This is a genomic window from Dietzia sp., from assembly GCF_036741115.1.
Taxonomy (GTDB): Bacteria; Actinomycetota; Actinomycetes; order Mycobacteriales; family Mycobacteriaceae; genus Dietzia.
Genome location: NZ_DAINST010000033.1, coordinates 1 through 24,675 on the forward strand (window position 1 = coordinate 1; position 24,675 = coordinate 24,675).

Consider the following 24,675-nt stretch of genomic DNA (forward strand, 5'->3'; position numbering starts at 1 on the left):
ATCCCCGAAGGAGCGGATGATCGTCGTGGTCTCGATGATCACCACGGCGATGCAGCGCGATCCCAACCTCACCGAGGCCATGACCCGCGCGTTCATGTTCGCCGACGCCTCGGTGTCGGCCGAGGTCGCGCTCGTGGGCACGCACATCGACAGGATCATCGCCCGCGCGATGGCCTCGGGCGAGCCCACCGATGTACAGCTGTCCATCGCCCGCGTGGTCTCGGACGTGTGGATGTCGAACCTCGTCGCGTGGCTCACGCGCCGCGCCTCCGCGGCGGACGTTCAGGACCGCCTCAAGCTCACCATCGAGCTGCTCCTCGGCGCGGATTCCGATCCGAGCCGCGCCCAGCTCCGCGAGGCCATCTCCTAGCGAATCCCCCGCCCGCTGCCCGTACCTTGGGTGGCATGACGACGGACAGCACTTCCTCTCGGACCATCCACGCACTCGACGAAGCGACACGGGTCGATCGCCTCGTCGTGGCGTCCGATTTCGACGGCACGCTCTCGCCCTTCGTCGACGATCCGTCCTCCTCGAGGCTCGCCCCCGGCGCCCTCGACGCCCTCCGGGCTCTGGCCTCGCTCCCGCGCACGACGGTCGCGCTCCTCTCCGGCCGCGATCGCGCGACGCTCTCGGAGTGCTCGGGGATCCCGCTCGCGGCTAGCGAATCCGGCATCGAACTCGTGGGGGCGCACGGGGCGGAGTGGGAGGACTCCCCGGCCGGCCCCGACGAAGCAGAGTCCGCTCTCCTCGCCGAGGTGACGGCGGCGCTCGAGGAGATCGCCGCGCCGCACGACGGCGCGTTCGTCGAACGCAAGCCCACGTCCTCGGCTCTCCACGTGCGCCGCATTCCCGATGCGGCGACCGGGGAAGCACTGCTGGACGCGGCGCTCCGCGGGCCGGGCTCCCTGCCCGGCGCGCACGTCACCTCGGGAAAGGCGGTCCTCGAAATCGCCGTGCGCGACGCCTCGAAGGGCGCCGCGCTCTCGGCGTTGCGTGAGCGCGTCGGCGCCGACGCCGTGGTGTTCTTCGGCGACGACGTGACCGATGAGAAGGGCTTCGCCGTACTCGGCGCGGGCGCCGGCGGCGCCGACCTCGACGTCTCCGTCAAGGTCGGCGAGGGCGAGACCGCCGCCGACTACCGGCTCGACGGTATCGACGAGGTGGTCGCGGCGCTGTCGCGGATCGCCGCGCGCCGCCGCTAGCGGACTGCGTGCTCCTCGATGTACTCGCGGAGCTTGGCGCCGTCGTCGGGCATGTCCACGGTGCGCTGCGGGCGAGAGAGGAGATCGGCGAGTTCTTCGCCGATGGGCGCCTCGAAGCCCAGCGCCTCGACCACCGTGTCGGCGAACTTCTGCGGCTTGGCGGTCTCGAGGACGAGCACCTTCTCCCCCGGCTCGGCGAGGGCGCGCGCGACGTGGACGCCGTCGGCGGTGTGCGGGTCGATGATCTCTCCGGAAGCGATCTCGTGGACCTTTCGGATCGCCTCGAGGCGATCGGCGTGGGTCGACTTGCCCGCGACGATGCCGAACTCGGAGGCAAAGCGGGGCGCCTCCGCCGAGAGGTCGAGCGAGCCCGTCGCGTCGAGCTTCTCCCACGCAGCGCGCAGCTTCGCGCCGTCCGAGCCGAGGACACGGTGGACGAAGCGCTCGAGATTCGAGGCCTTGGAGATGTCCATCGAGGGGCTCGAGGTGGCGAGCGTGTTCTCGCGGTTCCGGGGACGGTAGACGCCGGTGGAGAAGAACTCCTCGAGGACGTTGTTCTCGTTGGTCGCGAGGAGCAGGCGGCGGATCGGCAGGCCCATCTCGCGGGCGAGGTGGCCGGAGAAGATGTTGCCGAAATTGCCCGAGGGCACCGAGAACGTAGCCTCGAAGGACGCGCGGCCCGCGGCATCGAGGTCGTCGCTCGCCCGCAGCCACGCCCAGAAGTAGTACGCCACCTGCGCGGCGACGCGGCCGAGGTTGATCGAGTTGACCGTGCCCAGGGTGTTCGCCGCCTTGAAGGCGAGGTCCCCGTTGAGCTCCTTGACGAGGTTCTGGCAGTCGTCGAAGACGCCCTCGACGGCGAGGTTGTGGATATTCGCGTCCTCGAGCGAGTACATCTGCGCGCGCTGGAAGGCGCTCATCCGCCCCTGCGGGGAGAGCATGAACACCGCGACATTGGGCTGCGAGCGGAACGCGTACTCGGCGGCCGAGCCCGTATCTCCGGAGGTGGCGCCGAGGATGTTGAGGGTCTGCCCGCGCTTCTGGAGGACGAAGGGGATGGCCTCGCCGAGGAACTGCATCGCCATGTCCTTGAAGGCGAGGGTCGGCCCCTCGGAGAGCCCGACGAGAGTGACCTGCTCGTCGATCTCTCGCAGCGGGACGACCGTTCTATCGGCGAACTGAGGGCCGTATGCGCGCTCGCACAGCGCCTCGAGCTCGGACTGCTCGATGTCCGTCCACAGCAGGCCGATGACCTTCGCGGCGAGCTCCGGGTACTCCAGCCCGCGCCAGCCCTCGATCTGCTCGCGCGAGACCGAAGGCACCTCGGCCGGGACGACGAGGCCGCCATCGGGCGCGAGACCCTCGAGGAGAATGTCGCTGAAAGGTGCCGGCTCCATACCGCCGCGGGTCGAGACGAAATCCATGCCTATCAGTGTGCCAGCACCTCCCCCGCATCGCGCCGTCGACTCCTAGGGCCGAGAGTCGACCCCGATCGCGTAAATGAGAATCGTTTCCATTAAAGTGTTCGTGTGTCGCCCGGGAACCGGGCGGAGAGTCGTGTGCGACGAGCGGGGCGGGCGCCCCGAGGAGGCGGTGCGGAGATGGCGGGAACGGCGAAGACTGCGAAGACGGCTAAGACCACGACGATCGCGAGGACGAGGGCCACGAAACCACGCTGGGTGGCCGCGGGCGCGGTGGGGATCATCGCGGCAGCGACGCTCGCAGGATGCTCGTCGGACGACGCCGGCGGCAGCAACAACGGAGGGCCGAAGATCGTCGCCTCGACGAGCGTCTACGGATCGATCGCCGAGGCCGTCGCCGAAGACAAGGGCACCGTCGAATCGGTCATCGACGACTCTTCCGCCGACCCGCACTCCTACGAGGCGAGCCCCGCCGATGCGGCGAAGATCGTCGGCGCGGACCTCATCGTCTACAACGGCGCAGGCTACGACGCGTTCGTCGACCAGGCCAGGGAGAACGCCTCCGAGGTCCCGGCGGTCGAGGGCGTCGACGCCTACACCGAGGCCACGGGCACGAAGGTCGAGGCGCACAACCACGACCACGGCGGCGACGAACACGACGGTCACGACCACGGCGCCGACTCTCATGCCGAAGACCCCCATGCCGCCGATTCCCCCGGCGGGGATGCCGATGCGCATGACGGCGAAGGCCACGACCACTCCGGGAGCGACGCCTCCGCGGGCACCACCGACAACGAGCACGTCTGGTACTCGTACCCGGGCGTGAAGCGGCTGGCGCTCGACATCGCGGCGCAGCTCGGCGAGATGCGGCCGAACGATGCCGCGTACTACGAGAAGAACGCCGAGGACTTCGGCGCCCGCGTCGACACGCTCTCCGCGCGGATCACCGATGCTGCATCCTCGGACCACGTCCACTTCGCCCAGACCGAGCCCATCGGTGGGCATCTCTTCGACGACGTGGATGCCCACGACGTCACTCCCTCGGGCTTTACGTCTTCCATCGAGGAGGGCTCGGATCCCTCGGCCGCCGACTTCGCGGCGATGCAGGACGTCGCGGGGAAGAAGGACGAGATCGCGTTCCTCATCCTCAACCCGCAGACGGAGACGCCAGCGATCGAGCAGATCGCCGACGCCGCCAGGTCCGCGGGGACGCCGCTGGTCGAGCTCACCGAGACGCTACCCGAGGGGAAGGACTACGTCTCGTGGATGGACGACAACACCGTCGCGATCGCGAAGGCGCTCGGCGGGAAGGTCGAGCCTTCGGCCGCCGGCGCCCCCGCCGCCGGCACTACTGGTCGTGGATGAGGACGCCGCGGATGTTCTTCCCCGCCTTGAGGTCCTCGTAGCCCTGGTTGACCGTCTCGATCGTGTACGTGTTGGTCACCAGCTCGTCGAGCTCGAGGTCCCCGTCGTTGTACATCCGCAGCAGGCGGACGATGTCGTACTGCGGGTTCGAGGAGCCGAAGAGCGAGCCCTTGATGGTCTTCTCGAACAGGGTGAGCTCGAAGCCCGAGACGTGGACGGTGAGCTTCTCCGGGTTCGCGAGGCCGGTGACCACGACGCGACCGCCCTTGCCGATCGAGGCGAACGCATCCTGGACGACCTGCTCGTCGACCGTGCCGACGAGGATGAGCGCGGCATCGGCCATCTGGCCCCACGTGAGCTCGGCGAGCTTTTCCCGAGCCTCGGCGGCGTCGGCGAACGCGTGGGTCGCACCGAATCGAAGCGCCTGCTCGCGCTTCATCTCCACCGGGTCGACGACCACGATGTGCCGTGCTCCCGCGGCCTTCGCGCCCTGCACGGCGTTGATGCCGAGCCCGCCGATGCCGAAGATGATCGTCGAATCGCCGGGACGCAGGTCCCCGGCCTTCGTCGCGGTGCCCCAGCCGGAGGGGACGCCGCAGCCGACGAGCACGGCCTTGTCGAGCGGAAGCCAGTCGTCGACCTTGACCACGGAGTGCTCGGAGATCGTCGCGCGCTCGGAAAACGTGCCGAGCATGCAGAACGCGCCAAAGTCCTTGCCGTCGGCGTGGAAGCGGTAGCCGCCGGCGGGCAACGAGCCGTCGAGGATGTTGGCGCCGAGGTCGCACAGGCTCTGCCGGCCCGTCGAGCAGTAGCGGCAGTGCCCGCAGCTCGGGATGAAGGAGCAGACGACGTGATCCCCGGGCTTGACCTTCGTAACTCCCGGGCCGACCTCCTCGATGATCCCGCTGCCCTCGTGTCCGCCGACCATCGGGAAGCGCGGGATGAAGTCGCCGTCGGTGAGGTGCAGGTCGGAATGGCACAGACCCGCGGCCGTGTATTTGATGAGCACCTCGCCGGGGCCGGGGCCGTCGAGGTCGAGCTCGAGCACCTCGAAGGGCTGCCCCGTGTCGAACAGCACTGCCGCCTTGGTCTTCATATCCGAATCCTTTCCGTGGAGCATCGTCGCCTCGCCGTGAGGCGCATCACAACCGAGAGTAGGCGCTGGAACCGAAATCCAGGTGTTCGAATTCTGTACAGCCCCGGCGGCAGACCGAGCGCCGGCTCAGTCGAGGCCGAACTCGCGGATCCGCGCGTACAGCGTGGTCCTGCTGATCCCCAGCCGCTTCGCCGCGCGGCTGCGCACTCCCCCGCAGTCCTCGAGGGCGCGGACGATCGCGTCGAACTCGCCGCGCGCGAGCTCGCCCTGCCGAGGCACGCGCGGGTTTCGGCTGCCCGCGGGCAGGCAGCCTGGCTCGAGGAGGCGCGGCGCGCCCTCGAGGCACGTAGCGAGGACGGCGCGGAGCGAGGTGAGGTTGTTGGGCAGCTCGAGCGCGCAGGCCTCCCGCGCGAATTGCTCGGTGACGACGGGCGCCGGAACACCCCGGTCGGCGCAGATTTCCGAGACCAACGACCGGACGATGGCGGGCGCCTCCTCCCCGCGAGTGGACAGCGCCGGGATCCGCGCCCTCCGGTCGCAGGAATCGAGGACGGCGTGGACCGCGGGACGCGCGTCGTCATACGAGGTGCACACCACTCGCACGGCGGCGGACCCCACACGCGCGCGCAGGCGGCGCAGGTCGGTGTCGGCGAGGAGGTCGATGTCGTCGAGGACCACGGGTCCCGGCCCGCGCAGAGCGGGGACGACAAGCTCGGACCATGCGGTCGCGGCGTCGTCGGCCTCGGCGATGCGCACGTGCTGCGCGCCTGGGCCCGCGCAGGCCAGCGCCTTGCTCGTGCGGCCCGATCCCGCAGGACCCACGACCGCGAGGGTCGTGCCGCGGGCCGCCGGCGCCTCGCGCGGGCGACGCTCTCGGCGGGCTCCCGCGATGTCGAGCTGCAGCAGCCGACCCGTGCGGCCGTACGTGCTCGAGCGGACGTCGACCTCACCGATCGAGAGGCTCATCCGCTCGGGGCAGGATCCGGATTCCGCGGCCTCGCGGAGCGCGCCGAGATCGGCGGAGGAGAGCAGGTCGAGGCCGCGACGCGAGACGAGCACCGTCTCCTCTCCGAACGCGCAGGTCATCGACGAGGAGTTGCGCTTGGCCTCGAGGAAGCCGTGGTAGAGATCCCGGTCGGCGCTGGGCGCCGTCTCCACGTAGCGCGCACCGATCGACAGCGCGAGCTGGCGGAGGAAGGGCAGCGCGAACGAGTGCTCCTCGCTGCCGCGCAGGAACGAGAGGTCGAGCGCGCCGACCACCCGGTTCGTGAGCGGGTTGACGACCGGGAGGCCGTAGCAGGAGAAATCGTGGAACACCTCGGCGAAGTGCTGCTCCCCATCGAGGAACACGTCACGGCGGGTCTCGAGCACGGTCCCGATGCCGTTGTTCCCGCATTTCTCCTCGCTGAGATTAATCCCCTCCTCGACCCCGCGGCGGCGCAGCAGCCGCCACACACGGGAGCCCTCGGCGGCCGAGTCGACGAGCCGCGCGCGCTGGTCCGCCAGCACGACGGCCACCGGGGAGTCGCGAAGCGAATCGCGGGCCACGGACATCACGGGCTCCGCGGCGGCCCGGAGCCGACGGGCGCGGGAGAGCTCGAGGTCCTCGGAGTCGGGGCCCGCAGTGTCCGGGCGCAGGCCGAGCGCGGCGGATCGCCGCCAGGAGGGATGGAGAGTGTTCGCGCCGCCGAGCTCGTCCGCGGCACGCTCGCCGCCGAGGCCGCCTTCGCTACCTGCGTCGCCTGCGCCCGCTCTGGACACGGACGTCGTGGGCACGGACATCTGCCACCGCCCTCCTTGCGAGAAAATGTGATCCAGAGCATACCTCACTACTTTTCGGCGACTCCGCCAGAGTTTCGCGGCTCCGCCACTATTTCGCGGCAACCCGCCGATTGGGCCGACGGCCGTCTGCCGCTCGCGGCCCGCCGCAGATCGAACCCCCATGTGGCAGAACAGGAGCGCAATTGTGCACAGTAGCTACGTGAATTCCCCCGCATCCCCCTCGGAGCACGGTAGGTCGGCCGAGTTGCAGGCTTCGCCCGCGTCCGCGTCTCCCGACTCCCCCGCTTCGCAGGCGTGCGCCGAGGCACCGAGCCACTTCGGACGCTCGAGCGCCCAGCACGCCGATCCGCTGGTCTCCATGCGCGGGGTCACGTTCCGCCGGGGCGAGCGGACGCTCTTCGAGAACGTCGATTTCGATCTGCACCCCGGCGAGTTCGTGGCGGTGCTCGGTCCCAACGGCGCGGGGAAGTCGACCTTCCTCAACCTCCTCCTCGGCCAGCTCCACCCCGAAGAAGGCAGCATCACGGTCGACGGCGCCTCGCCCGGCCGGCTCAGCGGGCGCGGCGGGCACGTGGGCTTCGTGCCGCAGCAGCGCGCCTTCGACCCAGGGCTCACCCTGCGCGGCCGCGATCTCGTTCGCCTCGGCGCCGACGGCCACCGCTTCGGCCCCGGGATGCCGCGCTGGCTGCCCTCGAAGACCCGAGCGATCACCGATTCGATTGTCGCCGACTCCATCGCGCTCATGCGCGTCGAGCATCTCGCGGACAAGCAGATCGGCAAGATGTCCGGCGGCGAGCAGCAACGCATGCGCATCGCCCAGGCCCTCGCCACCGATCCCCACGTGCTCCTCTGCGACGAGCCTCTCCTCAGCCTCGACCTGCACGGACAGCGCACCGTCGCCGAGGTGCTCGAGCACATGCGCACCGAGCACGGCACGGGCGTCGTCTTCGTCACCCACGAGATCAATCCGGTGCTCCCGCTCGTCGACCGCGTCATCTACCTCGTCGACGGCCGCCACCGCATCGGCACCCCCGACGAGATCTTCACCTCCGAGACCCTCTCGGAGCTCTTCAACACCCGCGTCGAGGTGTTGCGCGTACGCGGGCAGGTGGTCGTGGTCGGCGATTCGGGCCGGCTCGGCGCATCGATCGCCACCCCGGATGACGCCGGAGGCGAGGACTAATGGAACAGCTGGGAAAAATCGCGTCCTCGATCGCGGACATCGGGACCACCACCGAGCTCCTGCAGCTCGGTTTCGTGCAGAACGCGCTCATCGCCGTCGCCCTGCTCGGTCTCGTCGCCGGGCTCGTCGGCCCCTTCGTGGTGATGCGCTCGATGGGCTTCTCCGTGCACGGGACCTCGGAGCTCTCGCTCACCGGGGCGTCCGCGGCACTCCTCTTCGGGCTCAATGTCGGCGCCGGCGCGCTACTCGGCTCCGTGGTCGCCGCGGTGTTGTTCGCGCTGTTCGGGGCGAGGGCCTCGGACCGCGATTCCTCGATCGGCGTGGTCATGGCCTTCGGACTCGGGCTCTCCGTGCTGTTCATCCACCTCTACCCAGGTAGAGCCGGATCGAGCTTCTCCCTGCTCACCGGGCAGATCGTCGGCGTCTCCGGCGCCGGGATCGCGCAGCTCGCGATCGTCGCCGTGATAGTCGTCGCGGTCCTCGGCTTCATCTACCGGCCGCTCGTCTTCGCGTCCGCGGACGCCGAGGTCGCCGCGACCCGCGGCATCCACGTGCGCGTACTCAACATGGTCTTCGCCGTGCTCCTCGGCCTCGTTGCGGCTCAGGCCGTGCAGATCGTCGGCGCGCTGCTCGTACTCTCGTTGCTCATCACGCCGGCCGCCGCTGCCGCGGCGGTGGTGCGCTCCCCCGGCGCCGCGATCGCGCTCTCCGTGGTGTTCGCGGAGATCGCCGCCGTCGGCGGCCTGTTGCTCTCGCTCGCGCCGGGGGTGCCCATCTCCGTCTTCGTCACGACGATCTCGTTTGCCATCTACGTCATTTGTAGGACGGCGTCCGCCGTAAAGAACAAGGGGTAGTTCCTAGCGCTCGCACGAGGGCACGTAGGTCTCAAAGGGGATCTCGATGGTGTGGCTGCCGATGCCATCGACCGAGCCGCCACCGGGCAGGAGCGATGCGGTCGCGGTGATCGTGCCGGTGACATTGCCGACGCCCGGCCGGAGACGGGCGAAGCCGTCGAGCTTGTTTCCGGTGAAGGTATCCGAACCGGACTCGCCGGTGTCCTCGTTGTGCCAGTCCACGTGGGTGGTGAATCTCTGCGGGATCCACTCGCCGAGGTCGAGGCTGGTCACGAAGGTCTTCTGGCGCGCATCCCTGAAGGTGATGTGGATCTCCTCGCCCGGAGGATTGCCGTCGTAGGCACCGGCACACACGGGGCCATTTCCGTAGTACATCGGGATCTCACCTATCCCCCATGGGTTGCCGATGTTCACAATCGGCGCCGCGTATTGGTCGACGGTGGAGTCCGCGGGTGCCGTGACCTCGGGATCCGCCTGTGCGGCGCCGGCGCCCACGGTGGCACCGATCGCCATGAGGGATACGGCTGCGAATGCGCCAAAGGTGGTGGAGCGGGTGGTCCTGAGCACCGTTCACCTTTTCTCCCGCGTGGATCGGGGTCGGACATCAGCCCCGTCTGAGCCGTCGATGCGGGCGAAATCAATCACTACTTATTGCTGGACCGGCGTCTAGCGGAAGGGCACTTCGCCGATCACGCGGCGGAGCTTCCGCGAGTGCGCCGCGCGTGGCGAGGACGCCAGGTGCTGGCAGGCGTGCACCGCCGCGAGGAAGTGGTGGTACTTCGAGGCCTGATAGAACTGCCGCGCCATCGTCGGCAGCTTGGGCTGGTTGTGCAAGGGCTTATCGGAGACCGCGAGAAGGGCGCCGTAGGGGACGCGGTAGCGGTAGCCGTTCGCCGCGATGGTCCCCGACTCCATCTCGACGCTCATCACCGCCGTGCGCGCGAGGAGCCCCTGGATCTCGGCCGCGGGCCAGTACTCCCAGTTGCGATCGTGTGTGGTCATCACCGTGCCCGTGCGCATCTGCGGGGTGACCCCCATGAGCTCGACGTACGAGGAATTGATGCCCACCTCGAGCGCCTGTTGTACCTCGGCGAGCGCCGGAACCGGGGTGTCGAGCGAGACGTAGCGGTCGAGGACTCCGTCCTTGCGGAGGTACGAATTCGGGAGGATGAGGTCCCCGACGTCCATGCGGGCGTCGAGCCCCGCGCAGTGGCCCACCATCATCCAGCAGTGCGGTCGCAGCACCGCGACGCCGTCCGTGATCGTCTTCGCGTTGGAAGGGCCCACGCCGATGTTGACCAGCGAGATCCCGTGGCCCGAGACCATTGCCCCGCCCGGGGTGTCGCTGTCCGCGGCGACGAGGTGCCACGCCGGCATCTGCGCACCCTCCCCCGCCGTGCGGAGGCGCTCGGCCTTCTCGTCGTCGAGCTCGGACAGCGGGTAGGACACGCCCTCCGGCCCGATGATCCACGTGTACGCCGCGCCCGTGGTGATATCGACGCCGCCGGCGCGCGCGAGCTCGCACGCGTACTCGACGAACGAATCGACGTGAAGGGCGTAGTTCGTGAACAGAACGTAGTCCTGGAAATCCGCCGGGTCCGTGGCCGTGTAGTGCCGCAGCCGCTGCAGCGCGAGGTCCGTGCGCAGGGGCGAGAACAGGAACAGCGGGTTCTGCGGCCGGTCGGGCGCATCGAGGTCGCCGTCCGCGATGGCGTCGGTGACCCGGAGGATATCGACCATCGGCGATTCGTGCCCGAGCGTGTCGACGGCGCCGGCCGGGAGGGTGCGGAGTACGTCGTCATCCATGACGGACATGTACTGCAGGGGGATCACGGTCATCCCCTCGCGCGCCTCGATGCGCACCGGGTAGCGGTCGGCGAGGAGCTGGAGCTGTTCGACGAGATAACGGCGGTAGAGCGCGGGCTGGGCGATCTCCGAGGAGTACTCCCCCGGGCCCTGGACCACGCCGAAGCTCGCGCGCGGGAAGCGCTCGGGCGTCCCCTCGACGTGGACGACGAGCTCGGGATAGCGACCCCAGCGCGGCGTCGCGTCCGAGCCGGCGATGAGAGCGTCGATGCTCGCCTTCGAGGTGATCACGGCCTGGTCCGAGAGCGCGATGAGCTCCTCGACTGCGGCAATCGGGGTGAGCGAGCCCGGGGAAAGCGGCACGGTCGTCCTCCTCGTGTTCGGGCACCGGGCACGAGATGGAACGGAGCAGCACGGCGCAGAAAAGGAATCGGGGGCGGGCCACCGTCTGTGGTGGCCCGCCCCCGAGTGTGCCGGAACTCCGATACCGGGGCCCGGATACGAATCCGAGCAGCGGCCCGATTACGAGCCTCGACCGCGCAAGCGGGACGGGCGCGAAACCGTCTCGGTGGCGCTCTCCGGCGCCCCCCCTGGTTCCCCGTTGTGCCTCCTGGCGTCTTCTGGTTCCCCTTACAGCCCGACGCGGCGCTGGCGCGCGAACTCCGCGAGAACCACGCCCGCGGCGACCGAGGCGTTGAGGCTCTCGACCTCGCGAGCGATCGGGATGGACAGGACCGTGTCCACCGACTCGGAGACGAGGCGCGACAGGCCCTTGCCCTCGGAGCCGACGACGATCACGGTCGGTCCCGTGCCGTCGTAGTCGTCGAGGGAGGTGTCGCCGTCGCCGTCCAGGCCGACGAGCTGCACGCCGCGCTTCGCCCAGTCGAGGAGGGTGCGGATGAGGTTCGTGGCCTTGGCGACCGGGACGCGGGCGGCGGCGCCGGCCGAGGTGCGCCACGCCACCGCGGTGACGGACGCCGAGCGACGCTCGGGGATGACCACACCGTGGCCGCCGAACGCGCCGACCGAGCGAATCACGGCGCCGAGGTTGCGCGGATCGGTGATGTTGTCGAGCGCGACGAGGAGAGTCGGCTCGCCGGAGGCCAGGGACCGCTCGATGAGATCGCTAGGATCTGCGTACTTGAACGGGGGGATCTGCAGGCCGATCCCCTGGTGCATGCCGTTGGTGGTCATCCGATCGAGGTCGGGCCTCGGCACCTCGAGGATCGAGATCCCCTTGTCTGCAGCGATCTGCACGGCCTCGCTGAGCCGCTCGTCGTTCTCGGCACCGACCGCAACGTACAGCGCGGTCGCCGGGACGCCGGCACGCAGGCATTCGACGACCGGGTTACGGCCGACGACGAGCTCCGGGCCCTCGGCGGCCTTCGTCGCGTGCGCCCGGCGGTTGCGTGCGCCCTCGGCGCGCTTCTCGGCGGCTTTCGCCCGACGGTGCGCGGGATGGTACTCGCGGTCCGTGGCCTTCGGCGTCGCCTTGCGGCCCTCGAGCCCGCGGCGCCGCTGGCCGCCCGAACCGACGACCTGCCCCTTCTTCGTGCCCGTCTTGCGCACGGCGCCGCGGCGCCTCGAATTACCTGCCACGTTGATCGCCCCTTTGTCGGCTCGTATCCGCAAATCGTGTGTTTCGGGAGGTCGTGCTACTCCCGCTCGCCGTCCCGCGCCGGATCGGCGAGCGACCAACGCTGACCGTCCGCGGTGTCCTCGACCTCGATGCCCGCCTCGGAGAGCCGATCGCGAATGGCGTCGGCCGTCGCGAAGTCCTTATTCTTCCTTGCCTCCCGGCGCCGCTCCAACTCGCTTCCCACGAGCGAACCCAGCGCCGACATCGCGGCATCGGCGCCGCCGGCGGAGTCCTGGAGCCAGTGCGGATCGAGCGGATCGATGCCGAGTACACCGGCCATCGCCCGAACGGACGCGCCGGACTCTGCGGCCGCGGCAGTGTCTCCGGCGGCGAGGGCCGCGTTCCCCGCGCGGACCGCCGTATGGAGCTCGGCGAGAGCCGCGGGGACACCGAGGTCGTCGTCGAGCGCCTCTACAAAGGAAGTGGTAGGGGTGCCGACGGGGAAATCGCGCGGTACGCCGTCATAAATGGAATCGAGGACCCGCTGCACGAACGACTCGATGCGGCGGTACCCGGCCGCGGCCTCCTGCAGGGCCTCCGGGGAGTACTCGAGCATCGAGCGGTAGTGCGCGCTGCCGAGGTAGTAGCGCAGCTCGACGGGCCGTACCGCCTCGAGGATCGCGGGGACCGAGAGCACGTTGCCGAGCGATTTCGACATCTTCTCGCCGCTCATGGTGACCCAGCCGTTGTGTAGCCAGTAGCGCGCGAAGGCGTCGCCCGCCGCGTGCGACTGCGCGTTCTCGTTCTCGTGATGCGGGAAGCGCAGGTCGAGCCCGCCGCCGTGGATGTCGAATTCGGCGCCGAGGTACCACGTGGCCATCGCCGAGCACTCGAGATGCCAGCCGGGGCGGCCGGGACCCCACGGGGTGGGCCAGCTCGGCTCGCCGGGTTTGGCGGCCTTCCACAGAGCGAAATCCGCCTGCCCGCGCTTGCCGCGGACCGCGCCCTCGCCCTGCGGATCGGCGGCGTCGCGGAGCTCCTCCGGCCGGTTCCCGGAGATCGCGCCATAATCCCCCTGCGGGGCGGCGGCCCACGCCGCCATATCGAAGTAGACCGAGCCCTCGGCGGCGTAGGCGAAGCCCGCGTCGATGAGCCGCTGCATGTAGTCGACCATCTGCGTGATGTGCCCGGTGGCCCGCGGCTCGACGCTCGGCGGGAGGACACCGAGGGCCTCGTAGGCGCGGTCGAACTCGCGCTCGTGCGTCGCGACCCACTCCCACCAGGGGCGACCGTTCTCGGCGGCCTTGGCGAGGATCTTGTCGTCGATGTCGGTGATGTTGCGGACGAACGCGACGTCGAGCCCCTTGGCGAGCAGCCAGCGGCGGAGGATGTCGAACGCGACGCCCGAGCGGACGTGCCCGATGTGCGGGGTGGTCTGCGGGGTCGCGCCACACAGGTACACCGAGGCCTCGCCCTCGCGGATAGGGACGAACTCGCGGAGCGAGCGGCTGGCGGCGTCGTAGAGGTGTAGCGTCACGCCGCCGATCCTACCGACCTGCCCAGGCGCACCACCGATACGACCGCAGCCGGGCACGAATCGAATCGTGCCCGGCTGCGGGGTGAGGATCTGGAGTGCGGGGAGGTGCCTACGCGCTCGCCGCCGCGTTGGCCGCTTCCATGACCTCATCGAGGAGCTTCTGCGCGGCGTCCTCATCCGCGCCCTCCGCGAGCGCGAGCTCGCCGACCAGGACCTGGCGCGCCTTGGAGAGCATCCGCTTCTCGCCGGCGGAGAGGCCGCGGTCGAGGTCGCGGCGCCAGAGATCGCGCACGACCTCGGCCACCTTGTTGACATCGCCGGAGGCCAGCTTCTCACCGTTCGCTTTGTAGCGGCGAGACCAGTTTGTGGGCTCCTCGACGTCTTCCTCGCGGAGTACATCGAAGACTTTGTCGAGGCCGGCCTCATCGACCACATCGCGCACGCCCACGTACTCGGCATTCTCGGCCGGGACCTTGACCGTGAGATCGCCCTGCGAGACCTTGAGGACCAGGTACTCCCTGGGGTTTCCCTTGACAGTGCGGGTCTCGATCGCCTGGATCACGGCCGCGCCGTGGTGCGGGTAAACAACGGTGTCGCCGACCTTGAATTCCATTGATGACTCCCCTTTCGACCAACCCATACTACCACAGCCCCGATTTTCTAAAATCGCGTCTACGCAGGTCAGGCCCGTACGCGCGGGACCTGCGGCGCACCGACCAAAGGGGGCTCCCCGGGGTGGGTCGGCGAGGCGTTGCCGTGTGGGCGATGTGGGGTCGGTGCGGGGTCGGTACTTGGGCGCTTCTGGGCATTGCCCGAGAGCATGCCGGACCCTCCCAGCGTGGGGAAAAGGCTCAATGTATGACGGCGGAGGGGGTGATTCCGGCGGGTGCCCGCGAGGTTTTCGGCCACCACGTGAGGAAAGCTCGGCGCCGGTGATCTACCATGAGAAAGGCCTGAATGCCGCTTTCATTCTTTTGCCTTCCGCCTGACGCGGGCACCATGGTTCGTCCGCCGCTATACGAGGAGCTTTCCGTGACCTCACCGACCTCCGGTTTCCGTCGGTCCCTTTCCGTCGCCGGCATCGCCGTGGCGGCCGTCGCCCTCACCGCTTGCGGCGCCGGCCAGCACTCGCAGACCGCCTCCAAGGTGGCCGCCGTCGACGGCGGCAGCGGGAAGTCGCAGAACGTCGTGGTCAACGACTTCTACATCACGGTTCCCGTGGACGAGCAGGGTCAGCGCCAGGAGGGTCCGGGCCAGGTGAACTTCATCGCCTCGTTCAGCGGCACCGGCATCGGCGCGCCCGAGGGTGCCGCGCTCGAGTCCGTCACCATCGACGGAAAGCAGGCGACCATCGAGGGCCAGGATCCGCGCATCCCGCGCGACTGCTCGCTCGTGGTCAACACCGAGCAGGCCGACAACCCGGATCTCAACAACGGTAGCCTCAGCCCCGGCAAGGCCGACGACAAGACCGCGTGCATCACATACGCGAAGGTCGTACTCCCCGATGCCGCCGAGCTCAACGTGGGCCAGTCCGTCGAGGGCGAGATCAAGTTCTCCGGCGAGAACCCGATCTCGACCCGCGTTTCCGTGAACGGCCCCCGCGAGGCCTCCGGCGAATACACCCGCTCCGTCGAGACCAACGCCCCGTCCGAGGAGCACTAGGCACCTCCGCCGTCAGGCGCGATTCCATTCCGGAAAGCCCCGCCCACGACGATTGCTCGCGGGGCGGGGCTTTCTCGTGCGCGCCCCGGCGCCCGCCGGCCGCGGCGCGTCCCAGACTCCGCGGCCCGCGAGACCCGGCCTGCGTTGCCCGAGAAGTTCCCACGAAGGTATGCACGTACCCACGAACTCCAAACTTCGTGGGTACATGCACAAGCTCGTGGGTACTCGAGACAATTTCGTGGGTACGTGCGGAACTTCGTGGGTACTCGCCCACCGCGCCGGAAACCCCGCCCCCACCGCTCCTGCACAGGAAAACGTGGCTTTGCACGCCGTTGGGAGGGTGCGCAAAGGACCGTTTCCCCGTGCAGAGGGCCGCCACACGCGCGGGCCACCGGGTTACGAAGCAGGCGTCAGATTGAAAGTCGCGGCAGGGCTGAACGCGTTCCCCACCAGCGCATACACCTGGTACGCGCCCTCGGGGGCCGGGGCGCGGTCCTTCTCGCCACACGCGCCGGGGGCGGAGGCGCGCCCGGTCCACGCGATCTGGCGGCGATCGGTGGCGTTCGGCTTGAGAGTCATCACGTCCTCCTTGTCCGACTGGGTGCAGTCGACAGAGGACCAGACGCGCGAGTTGTCCTCGAGGTTGTAGACCTCGAAGGCGAGCGGGGCGCCGGAGAGGTCGCGATCGCACGTCTTCTTCGAGGTGTTCGTGATCTCGGCGTAGAAGACCACGTCCTTGCCCACCTGGACGTTCGGCTCCGCGGGCTTGACCGCGACGCGGAGCTCGTCGTCGGCACAGCGTCCGCTCGACGAGTCGGCGCCGGCCGATGCGCTCGTCGAAGTGGCCGTCGTCGAGCTCTCCACCGTCGACTCACCGGACGAGGTCGTCTCCTCTGCCGCTGCGGCGTTCTGCGGGTCTCCCCCGTCGCGGCTGACGGCGACCAGCGCGACCACCACGGCGACGACGACCACGACGATCACGGCCACGGCGACGAGCGCCGCCATACGACGGCGCATGTAGATTTCGCGCGGAAGTGGGCCTTGAGGTTCGAACACGGCCTCGACGGTAGCCGGACCTGCGCGCTTGACGGCCGAGGCACACCGCGCGAGAGCCGATTTCGGCTCCCGGCGCGTCGAATTCCCTAGGAGACGACGGCGCTCTCGCCGGGCGGGAACGGGGTCTCTTCGACATCGCCGATGACGCTGCGGAGGTACGCCTTGCCGTCGACGAGCTTGTAGGTCACGGACGCGATCGCCAGTTTCCCGGCTTCGAGGGCCTCGTTGATCACGACGCTTCGCTCGCGGAGGAGCTCACCAACCTCGACGGCGTGCTCGGCGCCGAGCTCGTCGCGTTCGGTGATCCCGGCGCGACGGCCGTTGAGGATCGACGGCGCGATCTTCTCCACGACGTCGCGGAGGAACCCCGCGGGGATCTCGCCGGTGTCGAGGGCGTTGAGCGCCGCGCCGACGGCGCCGCACGAATCGTGGCCGAGCACGACGATCAGCGGGGTACCGAGGACGCTCACGGCGAACTCGATGGATCCGAGGACGGTGGAGTCGATGATCTCCCCCGCCGTGCGAACCACGAAGAGATCGCCGATGCCCTGGTCGAAGATGATCTCCGCAGCGACCCGGGAATCGGAGCAACCGAAGAGGATCGCCTTGGGGTTCTGCCCCTGCACCGTCTCCTCGCGCCGCTGCACGTTCTGCTGCGGGTTGTGCATCTCGGACGAGACGAATCGTCTATTGCCTTCGCGCAGCTCGCGCCACGCCTCACTCGGGGTCAGATTAGCCATGTGCCCCAGTATGCTCCTCGCCCTCCGACCGCTTGGCGCGGATAGGCGGATCCGGCGATGAAAAGAATGCGCGGTCCGCCGTCAGGACCGGACCGTTCTCACGTCGAACGCGCCGTTGGCGTAGTCCGAGGCGAAGAGATCGAAATCGTAGAGGACCTGCTGCAACTTCTCCTCGACGAACTCCATGGCGTCGTGCTTGAACACTCGCGCCGAGCCCGCGGAGTCGATCCGCTCGGCGACATCCGAGGTCGAACCGTTGAGCTCGGCGTCCGCGCGGACGTGCTGCCGCGCGAGCACCCGGCCACACAGCTTCGCGTACTTCTTGAGCCCGGAGTAGTCGAAGTCCTCGACGTCGACGTTGACCTTCTGCGGCGAGCGTTCCCTCACGAGGAAGCTCATCCCCTCGATCGAGGTGTGCCCGTAGAACGGGTCGCCGTCGATGATGAAGGCGTGGAAGGCCCGCGAGACGCGCTCGGCGGGGTCGAGGTGGTCTGTGGGCTCGGCGTTCTCGCCCGAATTCCCTTCCTTCTTTCGGCCCGCCTCCCGGCCGGGATCGTCCTCCCGCGCGGGCGCGAGACCGTCGAGCACGGAGTGCCGCGACAGCTTGAGCTCGATGATCACCTTCTCCTCCGGGCTGTCGCCCCAGCCGGCGACAAGCACCCAGAACCGCGTGAGCCCGCGGCTCGCCGTACCCGAGCCCGTACGAATCGCCACGTCGAGGATGTCGAAGAAGTTCTCCGGCAGCCCGCCGATCGCCGGGTTCGCGACCCGGGAAGCGTACTCGCGCAGCGGCTCCTCGACGACCGCGGCCATGCGCGGCACGCGGTGCACGCGCTCGGTCTCGAGGAACGTGAGCGTCTCGGTGTCGATGCGCTTGCGGAGGAACGATGCGCGCGTGCGGTGCGCCTTTTTCATGTACGGCTCGATCACGGCCGGCCCGTGCCCACTGATCCGCCGCTGCTTCTCCCCCGGATCCTCGATGCACGCGCGAATCCCGCGGAAGTAGGAATCGACGAACTTCTCCGCGCCCTTGAGGGCCTTCTTTTCCGACAGCCCCTGCGCGACGGCCGCGAGCGCGAAGCCCACCGCCCCGCGCTCGAGATCCCAGGTGAACGGCGCGATCCAGGCCTCGTCCATGTCGTTGACGGCGAACAGCGGGCGCCCGTCCGCGCCCGGGAGCACGCCGAAGTTCTCCGGATGGATGTCGCCGACTGTCGGAACGAAGGGCAGGAACGCATCGGTACCGGCGATGTCCCGGTAGTACAGCAGGGCGGTCCCGCGGAAGAAGCTGAAGGGATCGCGTGCGAGGTCGGCGAACTTGGACTCGACGGCCGCGGGCACGAGGTGCATGCGGACCACGTGGTCCTCGATCACCGTGTCGCGGACGTGGAGTCGCCGCTGCCGGCCGCTCAGCAGCTCCGGAGGGCAGTCGACCGCGCCCCTGGCCACCGCGGCGGCGTATTCGGCGAAGCCCTTGGAGCGCCGCCGGTGGGCCGGGAGCTTTACGGAGCCGGGCGCGGGCAGGCCGAGAGCGGCCACCGATTTCATCAACGCGGCCCTGTCGATCGCGATGCCGCCTTCTTCCGAGGCCGCGTCGACGATCTCGACCGCGCCCGCCTCGCGAACCGGCGCCGCGGGCGCGAATGCCTTCTCCTCCGCCCGGGGAGTGACGGCGGTCGTCGACTTCTTCTCGGGCGAGCTCTCCTTCGCCGCCGCGCTCTTTTTTGCCTTCGCCGCGGCCTCCGGGGCGGCCTCCGGGGCGGAGTTCTTCGCCGCCGCGCTCTGCATCGCCTTCGAGGCGGAGCCCTTCTGCGCAGAACCCGCCTTCGCCTTCGAGACCGAGCCCTTTTTCGCGGCGCTCTTCTTTGCGGCGCTCGTCTTCGAGGCAGTGCTGTTCTTCGGCGACGACTTCGCCGCGCTCTCGCTCTTCGCCGCAGTCGTCTTCGCCGAGGACTTACTCGCCGAGGCCGTGTTCGCCGACGACTTCCTCGTCGAGGACTTGTTTGCTCCGGACTTCTTCGCCGACGTCTTCTTCTGCGTCGCCCCGCCCTTGGTCTCCGCCTTCGCGTACTTCGCGGCCTTCGTCGTTCCGGCGCTCTTCGACGTGGACGTGTCCTTCGCCGACTTCGCGGGCTTCTTCGCCTCGCGATTCTTCTGTGCTTCCTTCGCTGCCGCTGTGCCCTGTCGCGATTCGCTCATGCCGTCAGTCTCGCACCCGGACGCTCGATCCGGCCACGATCGTTTCCGCCCCATCCGGGCACGCGCCATACTGGGATCGTTCCGGCGACCGGCTTGGAACCGCCTCGGAATCGCTCCGGTGGCGCCCCACGAATGACCCGGCGGACGACCAGAGCAGAGACGTCCCCCGCACGATCAGAAACCGCTCGAATGACAACGGAGGCCACCATCACCCACGCCCGCGCGGATACGGCCATCGACGCCGAAGCCGTCATCGACTGGTTCGACGAGCACGGCCGCACGCTCCCGTGGCGCGCCGAGGGTTCGTCGGCCTGGTCGATCCTGCTCTGCGAGGTGATGAGCCAGCAGACCCCGGTCGACCGCGTGATCCCGGCGTGGCACGACTGGATCGCCAGGTGGCCAGGGCCAGCCGAGCTCGCCGAGGCCTCGCCCGCCGAGGTGCTCCGCGCGTGGGGGAAGCTCGGCTATCCGAGGCGCGCGCTTCGTCTGCTCGACTGCGCGCGGGTGATCACCGAGCGCCACGGCGGGGTCGTGCCCGGCGAGGTGGACGAGCTCCTCGCGCTTCCCGGCGTCGGGGACTACACGGCCCGCGCCGTCGCGGCATTCCACTACGGGTCTCCCGTACCCGTGGTCGACACGAATATCCGCCGGGTCATCGCGCGCGCGGACCACGGGGTTGCCGAGGCACCTCCGGCGTCAAAGAGAGAGCTTCGGGAGATGGAGGAGTTGCTGCCGGGAGAGGCGCGGCGAGCCGTGCGCTTCTGCGCGGCGGTAATGGAGCTCGGCGCGCTCGTGTGCCGGGCGCGTGGGCCACGCTGCGACGAGTGCCCGATCGCCGGTCGCTGCGCCTGGCGGGCGCAGGGCTACCCGGCCTTCGAGGGCAAACGCCGCGCGCCGCAGAAGTTCGCCGGCACCGACCGGCAGGTCCGCGGGCTACTGCTCGACGTGCTCCGCGACGGTCACGCTGATTCCGGGCTCGCCGAGGACGAGCAGCTCTGGGTCCCCCGCGCCCGGCTCGACGCGGTGTGGCCGGACGCGGAGCAGCGCTATCGGGCGCTGCGCTCGCTGCTCGCCGAGGGTCTGCTCGTCGAGTCCGAGGGGAGCTTCGCGCTGCCGCACTGATCCGCGGCGTGGCCCCGGAGGACACTTCGCGCACGCCGCGCCGGCGAGCCGGGTCTGACGGGACCGGCGAGCCGAGTGGGACCGAGCGCGGCCGGACGTGAAAACGACGCCAACCCGCCCGGCTCAGCCCGCCACCATGTCGTAGCCGAGCTTCCCGACCATCGCGACGACCGCCACGAGGAGCACGATCCGCACGAAGCCGCTGCCGCGCGAGATGGCCATGCGGGCGCCAATCTGCGCGCCGATCACGTTGGCCACGGCGAGGGCGATAGCGAGCAGCCACACGACGTGCCCGCCGGCGGCGAACACCGCGATGGAGCCGATGTTCGTCGCGAGGTTGACCACCTTCGCCATTGCCGCCGAGCGGAGGAAGTCCCCGGTGACCAGTGCCGTGAACGCCATGATGAGAAACGTGCCGGTGCCCGGTCCGAAAATGCCGTCGTAGAAGGCGATCGCCGCGGCGGCGACAAGTCCCGCGATGACCCCAGATCGGCGAAGCGTGCTCGCGTGCCCCGAGCCGAAGCCGGGGCGCAGCGCCACCCAGATCCCCACTGCGAGCAGCAGGACCAGCACCATCGGCCGCATCCAGTCCTTCGACACCGCAGAGGCGGCCAGCGCTCCGAGCCCCGCGCACACCGCCGCGATGGGCACCGCCATCGCGAGGAAGCGCACCGGGATTCCGCGGGTCCTGCGCAGGTAGGAGACGGAGGCGCTGAGCGTCCCCCAGACGGCGACGGCCTTGTTGGTGCCGAGCGCGGTCGCCGGCGCGGCGGCGGGGAACGCGACGAGGAGCACCGGGATCAGGACGAGGCCGCCACCGCCGACCACGGCGTCGATCCACCCGGCGAAGGCCGCGACCACGAGCAGCACGCCCGCAAGGACCGGACGGTCAGAAAGGAGGATGAGGAAATCGGTCACACCGCGTACCCGAGCGACCCGAGAAGCTGCTCGTAGGTACCCCCGGACTTCGTGGTGAGCGCCTGCGTCGCCACCGCGGTGGGGTCGACGATCGTGCCGTCGGCGAGCTTGACCACCGGATCGAGGACGCCCTCGACGGTCTTGCGCTCGATCCACTCGCCCTCCGCGATCCGCAGAACCATTTCGCCGAGGTGGCGCTGATACCGGTCGAGGAGATCGCGATGCTCCGGTCGCGTCGCGCGCGCCCAGGAACCGAAGGTGTCCACGAGGTGCCGCTCGACGAGGCGCGCGTTGCGCGGGTCGGCGACGTCCCCGACTGCGCCGCGGATGTCGTACACCGAGAACTCGGCCTCGAGCGCGCCCATGCCCTTGAGCCATTCCTCGAGCCTGTCGCGGCCGAGGAACGATTCGGTGAGCGGCAGCACCGGCCCCGAGGTGAGGGTAGGCGCCACCGAGCCATCGCCGAGGAAGCGCCACAGCGCGCGGGCCGGCCGGACCTCGCCGGGCACGGGCAGACGTGGCGCCTCCCCTTCGCCGTCGGAGGGCAGGTCCCACCCGGCGATCGCGGCGAGGTCGGCGCCCTCGATCCATTCGCGGAAGCGGCGAACCGAGGCCGCATCGTCCTCGGGCCTGCGCGGCGACTCGGCTACGCGGTCGATGGTCTCGAGCGCGAGATCGAGGTAGCCCGAGGCCGCGAGGACCACAGTCGCCGTGCGCCACGTCCGCGGCGACAGCGTGTACCCATCCGAGGGCGTGACGGCCACGGTCGCGAGCCCGGAGGTCGACCAGCGCGGCGCGATCTCGCCGTCGAAGGCCTCGGCGATCGGAGCGACGACGAAGGCCTCGGCAATGGTCTCCGCCTGGACCGGCCCGGTGATCCCCGCGGTGGTCACCTCCGTCTCGGTGACGTCGAACGGCCTGGTCCGGAAGAGCTCAGCCCACCGACGGCCCTCCGCATCCTCGTCCTGCGGCAGCCACAGATCGGTGCGGAACTCGTCAGGGATCGATGAGTCGATATCGGAGACGTCGACTTCCGAGACGTAGAAGCAGTCGAGCCAGAGCCGCTGCGGCAGTTCCATCACCGTCGTCGTCACGGTCCTACGCCCCACCGCCCCCTCGCCGGCGTGGACCTTGACCGTGAACACCCCCGGCATTGGCTCCTGGAACCCGAGATCGTCCACGCATCGCATGGTCAGGTAACCCCGGACTACATCGGCAATCAAGGACATTCTCTTCCACCGCTCACGTCGTGTGCTCTGGGCGCGCGCCGAACAGGGTGCAGTTCGGGCAGGTCTCCACCTTAACGTCCGGCGGGGCGCGCAAGGTGCCAGACCCGTCGGGCTCCGGCAGCGGCACCGAAATGCCGGACGCCCGCCGTCATGGATCCATGACGGCGGGCGTCCCCACTGGCAGGCCCCTCGCGAGGGGCTCTGTCTCTACTTATGCGAGCTGCGCTCCGCCGGCGCTCGGGCCGTCCGGTGCGCCGCCGGCCGGGGCGGCGGGCAGGCGCGAGTCGCCGGGGCCCGCGGGGCTGTCCTTGGCGGAATCGGCCTTCTTCGCCTCCGACTCGTGCTGCTTCTCGATCGAGGACTGCGGACGCGGGATCCCGTGGAACGTGAACTTCGCGTCCTCGGTCTTCGCGCCCTCGGTGTCCTCGTCCCAGCCCTCGACGTCGACCTCGACGAGCTCGCCGGCGCCGACCTCACCGAAGAGGAGCTTCTCGGAGAGCTGGTCCTCGATCTCGCGCTGGATGGTGCGGCGCAGCGGGCGCGCACCGAGCACGGGATCGAAGCCGCGGCGGGCGAGGAGCCGCTTCGCCTTCTCCGAGACCCTGATGTCCATGTCCTTGGCGTAGAGCGCCTTCTGGACGCGGCCAATCATCAGGTCGACCATCTGGACGATCTCGTCCTGCGTGAGCTGGTGGAACACGACGATGTCGTCGATGCGGTTGAGGAACTCCGGCCGGAAGTGCTTCTTGAGCTCGTCGTTGACCTTCTGCTTCATCCGCTCGTAGGCGTCGTCGTTGTTGTTCGACGTCTGGAAGCCCAGACCGACGGCCTTCGAGATGTCCGCCGTGCCGAGGTTCGAGGTGAAGATCAGCACCGTGTTCTTGAAGTCCACGAGCCTGCCCTGGCCGTCGGTGAGACGGCCGTCCTCGAGCACCTGCAGCAGCGTGTTGTAGATCTCCGAGTGTGCCTTCTCGATCTCGTCGAACAGGACCACGGAGAACGGCTTGCGGCGCACCTTCTCGGTGAGCTGGCCGCCCTCCTCGTAGCCGACGTAGCCGGGGGGCGCACCGAAGAGACGCGAGGCGGTGAACCGGTCGTGGAACTCGCCCATGTCGATCTGGATCAGCGCATCGTCCTCGCCGAAGAGGAAGTTCGCCAGCGCCTTCGACAGCTCGGTCTTACCGACGCCGGACGGGCCGGCGAAGATGAACGAGCCCGAGGGGCGCTTCGGATCCTTGAGGCCCGCGCGCGTGCGGCGGATGGCACGGGAGACGGCCTTGATGGCGTCGTCCTGTCCGATGATCCGCTTGTGCAGCTCGTCCTCCATGCGCAGGAGCCTGCTCGACTCCTCCTCGGTGAGCTTGAACACGGGGATCCCGGTCCAGTTCCCGAGGACCTCGGCGATCTGCTCCTCGTCGACGACGGCGGCGACGTCCATGTCGCCGGCACGCCACTGCTTCTCCTTGTCGCTGCGCTCCGCGATGAGCTTGCGCTCGGTGTCGCGGAGGCCGGCGGCCTTCTCGAAGTCCTGCGCGTCGATCGCCGATTCCTTCTCGCGGCGCGCGTCCGCGATCTTCTCGTCGATCTCGCGGAGGTCCGGCGGGGCTGTCATCCGCTTGATGCGCATGCGGGCGCCCGCCTCGTCGATGAGGTCGATCGCCTTGTCCGGCAGGAAGCGGTCGTTGATGTAGCGGTCCGCGAGCTGCGCGGCAGCGGCGATGGCGCCATCGGTGATGGTGACTCGGTGGTGCGCCTCGTAGCGGTCGCGGAGGCCCTTGAGGATCTCGACGGACAGCTCGACGCTCGGCTCGGGAACCTGCACCGGCTGGAAGCGACGCTCGAGCGCGGCGTCCTTCTCGATGTGCTTGCGGTACTCGTCGAGCGTGGTCGCACCGATGGTCTGGAGCTCGCCGCGGGCCAGCT

At 69.4% G+C, this 24,675-nt stretch carries 20 protein-coding genes and 1 pseudogene; 7 read left to right on the top strand and 14 right to left on the bottom strand.

Going from position 1 to position 24,675, the window contains the following annotated elements; all coding sequences use genetic code 11:
- Positions 1–370, top strand: a pseudogene (locus tag V7E05_RS06900) (TetR family transcriptional regulator); the annotation flags it as partial.
- A 35-nt stretch (positions 371–405) separates the two neighbouring features.
- Entirely contained in the window at positions 406–1,203 is a 798-nt protein-coding gene (gene otsB, locus V7E05_RS06905) for a trehalose-phosphatase (RefSeq protein WP_333618935.1), read from the top strand.
- On the opposite strand, the gene thrC is transcribed toward otsB, so the two are convergent.
- Entirely contained in the window at positions 1,200–2,627 is a 1,428-nt protein-coding gene (thrC, locus tag V7E05_RS06910) for a threonine synthase (protein ID WP_333618936.1), read from the bottom strand. The genes otsB and thrC overlap by 4 nt on opposite strands.
- A gap of 177 nt (positions 2,628–2,804) precedes the next feature.
- Between thrC and V7E05_RS06915 the strand changes: the two genes are divergently transcribed.
- Positions 2,805–3,989 (top strand): metal ABC transporter solute-binding protein, Zn/Mn family, encoded by a 1,185-nt coding sequence (locus V7E05_RS06915; RefSeq protein ID WP_333618937.1) that lies wholly within the window; start codon positions 2,805–2,807, stop codon positions 3,987–3,989.
- Here V7E05_RS06915 and V7E05_RS06920 read toward each other — a convergent pair.
- Together V7E05_RS06920 and V7E05_RS06925 are read right to left on the bottom strand one after the other, a co-directional pair.
- Positions 3,973–5,085, bottom strand: coding sequence for an NDMA-dependent alcohol dehydrogenase (locus tag V7E05_RS06920; protein ID WP_333618938.1), 1,113 nt, complete (start codon positions 5,083–5,085; stop codon positions 3,973–3,975). The two genes, V7E05_RS06915 and V7E05_RS06920, sit on opposite strands and share 17 nt — an antisense overlap.
- A 126-nt stretch (positions 5,086–5,211) precedes the next feature.
- Positions 5,212–6,867 carry a helix-turn-helix domain-containing protein gene (locus V7E05_RS06925; RefSeq protein ID WP_333618939.1) on the bottom strand — a complete coding sequence of 552 codons (1,656 nt, stop codon included), beginning with the start codon at positions 6,865–6,867 and terminating at the stop codon, positions 5,212–5,214.
- A gap of 199 nt (positions 6,868–7,066) precedes the next feature.
- Here V7E05_RS06925 and V7E05_RS06930 point away from each other — a divergent pair, with 199 nt between their 5' ends.
- Positions 7,067–8,050, top strand: coding sequence for a metal ABC transporter ATP-binding protein (locus V7E05_RS06930; protein WP_333618940.1), 984 nt, complete (start codon positions 7,067–7,069; stop codon positions 8,048–8,050).
- Complete coding sequence (locus V7E05_RS06935; protein WP_333618941.1) at positions 8,050–8,904, top strand: metal ABC transporter permease; 855 nt, start codon at positions 8,050–8,052, stop codon at positions 8,902–8,904. The genes V7E05_RS06930 and V7E05_RS06935 overlap by 1 nt, the downstream gene beginning before the upstream one ends.
- Before the next feature lie 3 nt (positions 8,905–8,907).
- On the opposite strand, the gene V7E05_RS06940 is transcribed toward V7E05_RS06935, so the two are convergent.
- The 5 genes from V7E05_RS06940 to V7E05_RS06960 form a co-directional block, all read right to left on the bottom strand.
- A complete protein-coding gene (locus tag V7E05_RS06940; protein WP_333618942.1) occupies positions 8,908–9,471 on the bottom strand; it encodes a hypothetical protein in 564 nt (187 codons plus the stop codon).
- 99 nt (positions 9,472–9,570) lie between these two features.
- Entirely contained in the window at positions 9,571–11,073 is a 1,503-nt protein-coding gene (locus V7E05_RS06945) for an AMP nucleosidase (protein ID WP_333618943.1), read from the bottom strand.
- A gap of 267 nt (positions 11,074–11,340) precedes the next feature.
- Entirely contained in the window at positions 11,341–12,309 is a 969-nt protein-coding gene (gene rlmB, locus V7E05_RS06950) for a 23S rRNA (guanosine(2251)-2'-O)-methyltransferase RlmB (protein ID WP_333618944.1), read from the bottom strand.
- Between the two features lie 56 nt (positions 12,310–12,365).
- A complete protein-coding gene (gene cysS / locus V7E05_RS06955) occupies positions 12,366–13,826 on the bottom strand; it encodes a cysteine--tRNA ligase (RefSeq protein ID WP_333618945.1) in 1,461 nt (486 codons plus the stop codon).
- Positions 13,827–13,935: 109 nt separating this feature from the next.
- The gene (locus tag V7E05_RS06960; RefSeq protein WP_333618946.1) at positions 13,936–14,439 is read right to left on the bottom strand and encodes a CarD family transcriptional regulator; all 504 of its coding nucleotides are present in this window, start codon (positions 14,437–14,439) and stop codon (positions 13,936–13,938) included.
- Positions 14,440–14,858: 419 nt separating this feature from the next.
- On the opposite strand from V7E05_RS06960, the gene V7E05_RS06965 reads away from it, so the two are divergent.
- Entirely contained in the window at positions 14,859–15,488 is a 630-nt protein-coding gene (locus V7E05_RS06965; protein ID WP_333618947.1) for a hypothetical protein, read from the top strand.
- Between the two features lie 396 nt (positions 15,489–15,884).
- Here V7E05_RS06965 and V7E05_RS06970 read toward each other — a convergent pair whose 3' ends face one another.
- The 3 genes from V7E05_RS06970 to V7E05_RS06980 form a co-directional block, all read right to left on the bottom strand.
- Complete coding sequence (locus V7E05_RS06970) at positions 15,885–16,544, bottom strand: hypothetical protein (protein WP_333618948.1); 660 nt, start codon at positions 16,542–16,544, stop codon at positions 15,885–15,887.
- Between the two features lie 86 nt (positions 16,545–16,630).
- The gene (locus V7E05_RS06975; RefSeq protein WP_333618949.1) at positions 16,631–17,284 is read right to left on the bottom strand and encodes a carbonic anhydrase; all 654 of its coding nucleotides are present in this window, start codon (positions 17,282–17,284) and stop codon (positions 16,631–16,633) included.
- Between the two features lie 81 nt (positions 17,285–17,365).
- Positions 17,366–19,483 (bottom strand): DUF2252 family protein, encoded by a 2,118-nt coding sequence (locus tag V7E05_RS06980; RefSeq protein ID WP_333618950.1) that lies wholly within the window; start codon positions 19,481–19,483, stop codon positions 17,366–17,368.
- 189 nt (positions 19,484–19,672) lie between these two features.
- On the opposite strand from V7E05_RS06980, the gene V7E05_RS06985 reads away from it, so the two are divergent.
- Positions 19,673–20,605, top strand: a complete 933-nt coding sequence (locus V7E05_RS06985; protein ID WP_333618951.1) for an A/G-specific adenine glycosylase — start codon at positions 19,673–19,675, stop codon at positions 20,603–20,605.
- Between the two features lie 123 nt (positions 20,606–20,728).
- Here V7E05_RS06985 and V7E05_RS06990 read toward each other — a convergent pair whose 3' ends face one another.
- The 3 genes from V7E05_RS06990 to V7E05_RS07000 form a co-directional block, all read right to left on the bottom strand.
- A complete protein-coding gene (locus V7E05_RS06990) occupies positions 20,729–21,523 on the bottom strand; it encodes a TSUP family transporter (RefSeq protein ID WP_333618952.1) in 795 nt (264 codons plus the stop codon).
- On the bottom strand, positions 21,520–22,704 hold the full coding sequence (locus tag V7E05_RS06995; protein ID WP_333618953.1) for a hypothetical protein: 1,185 nt from the start codon (positions 22,702–22,704) through the stop codon (positions 21,520–21,522). Before V7E05_RS06995 ends, V7E05_RS06990 begins: the two co-directional genes overlap by 4 nt.
- 259 nt (positions 22,705–22,963) lie before the next feature.
- On the bottom strand, positions 22,964–24,675 hold a 1,712-nt coding region (locus V7E05_RS07000), incomplete at its 5' end, for an ATP-dependent Clp protease ATP-binding subunit (RefSeq protein ID WP_333618954.1).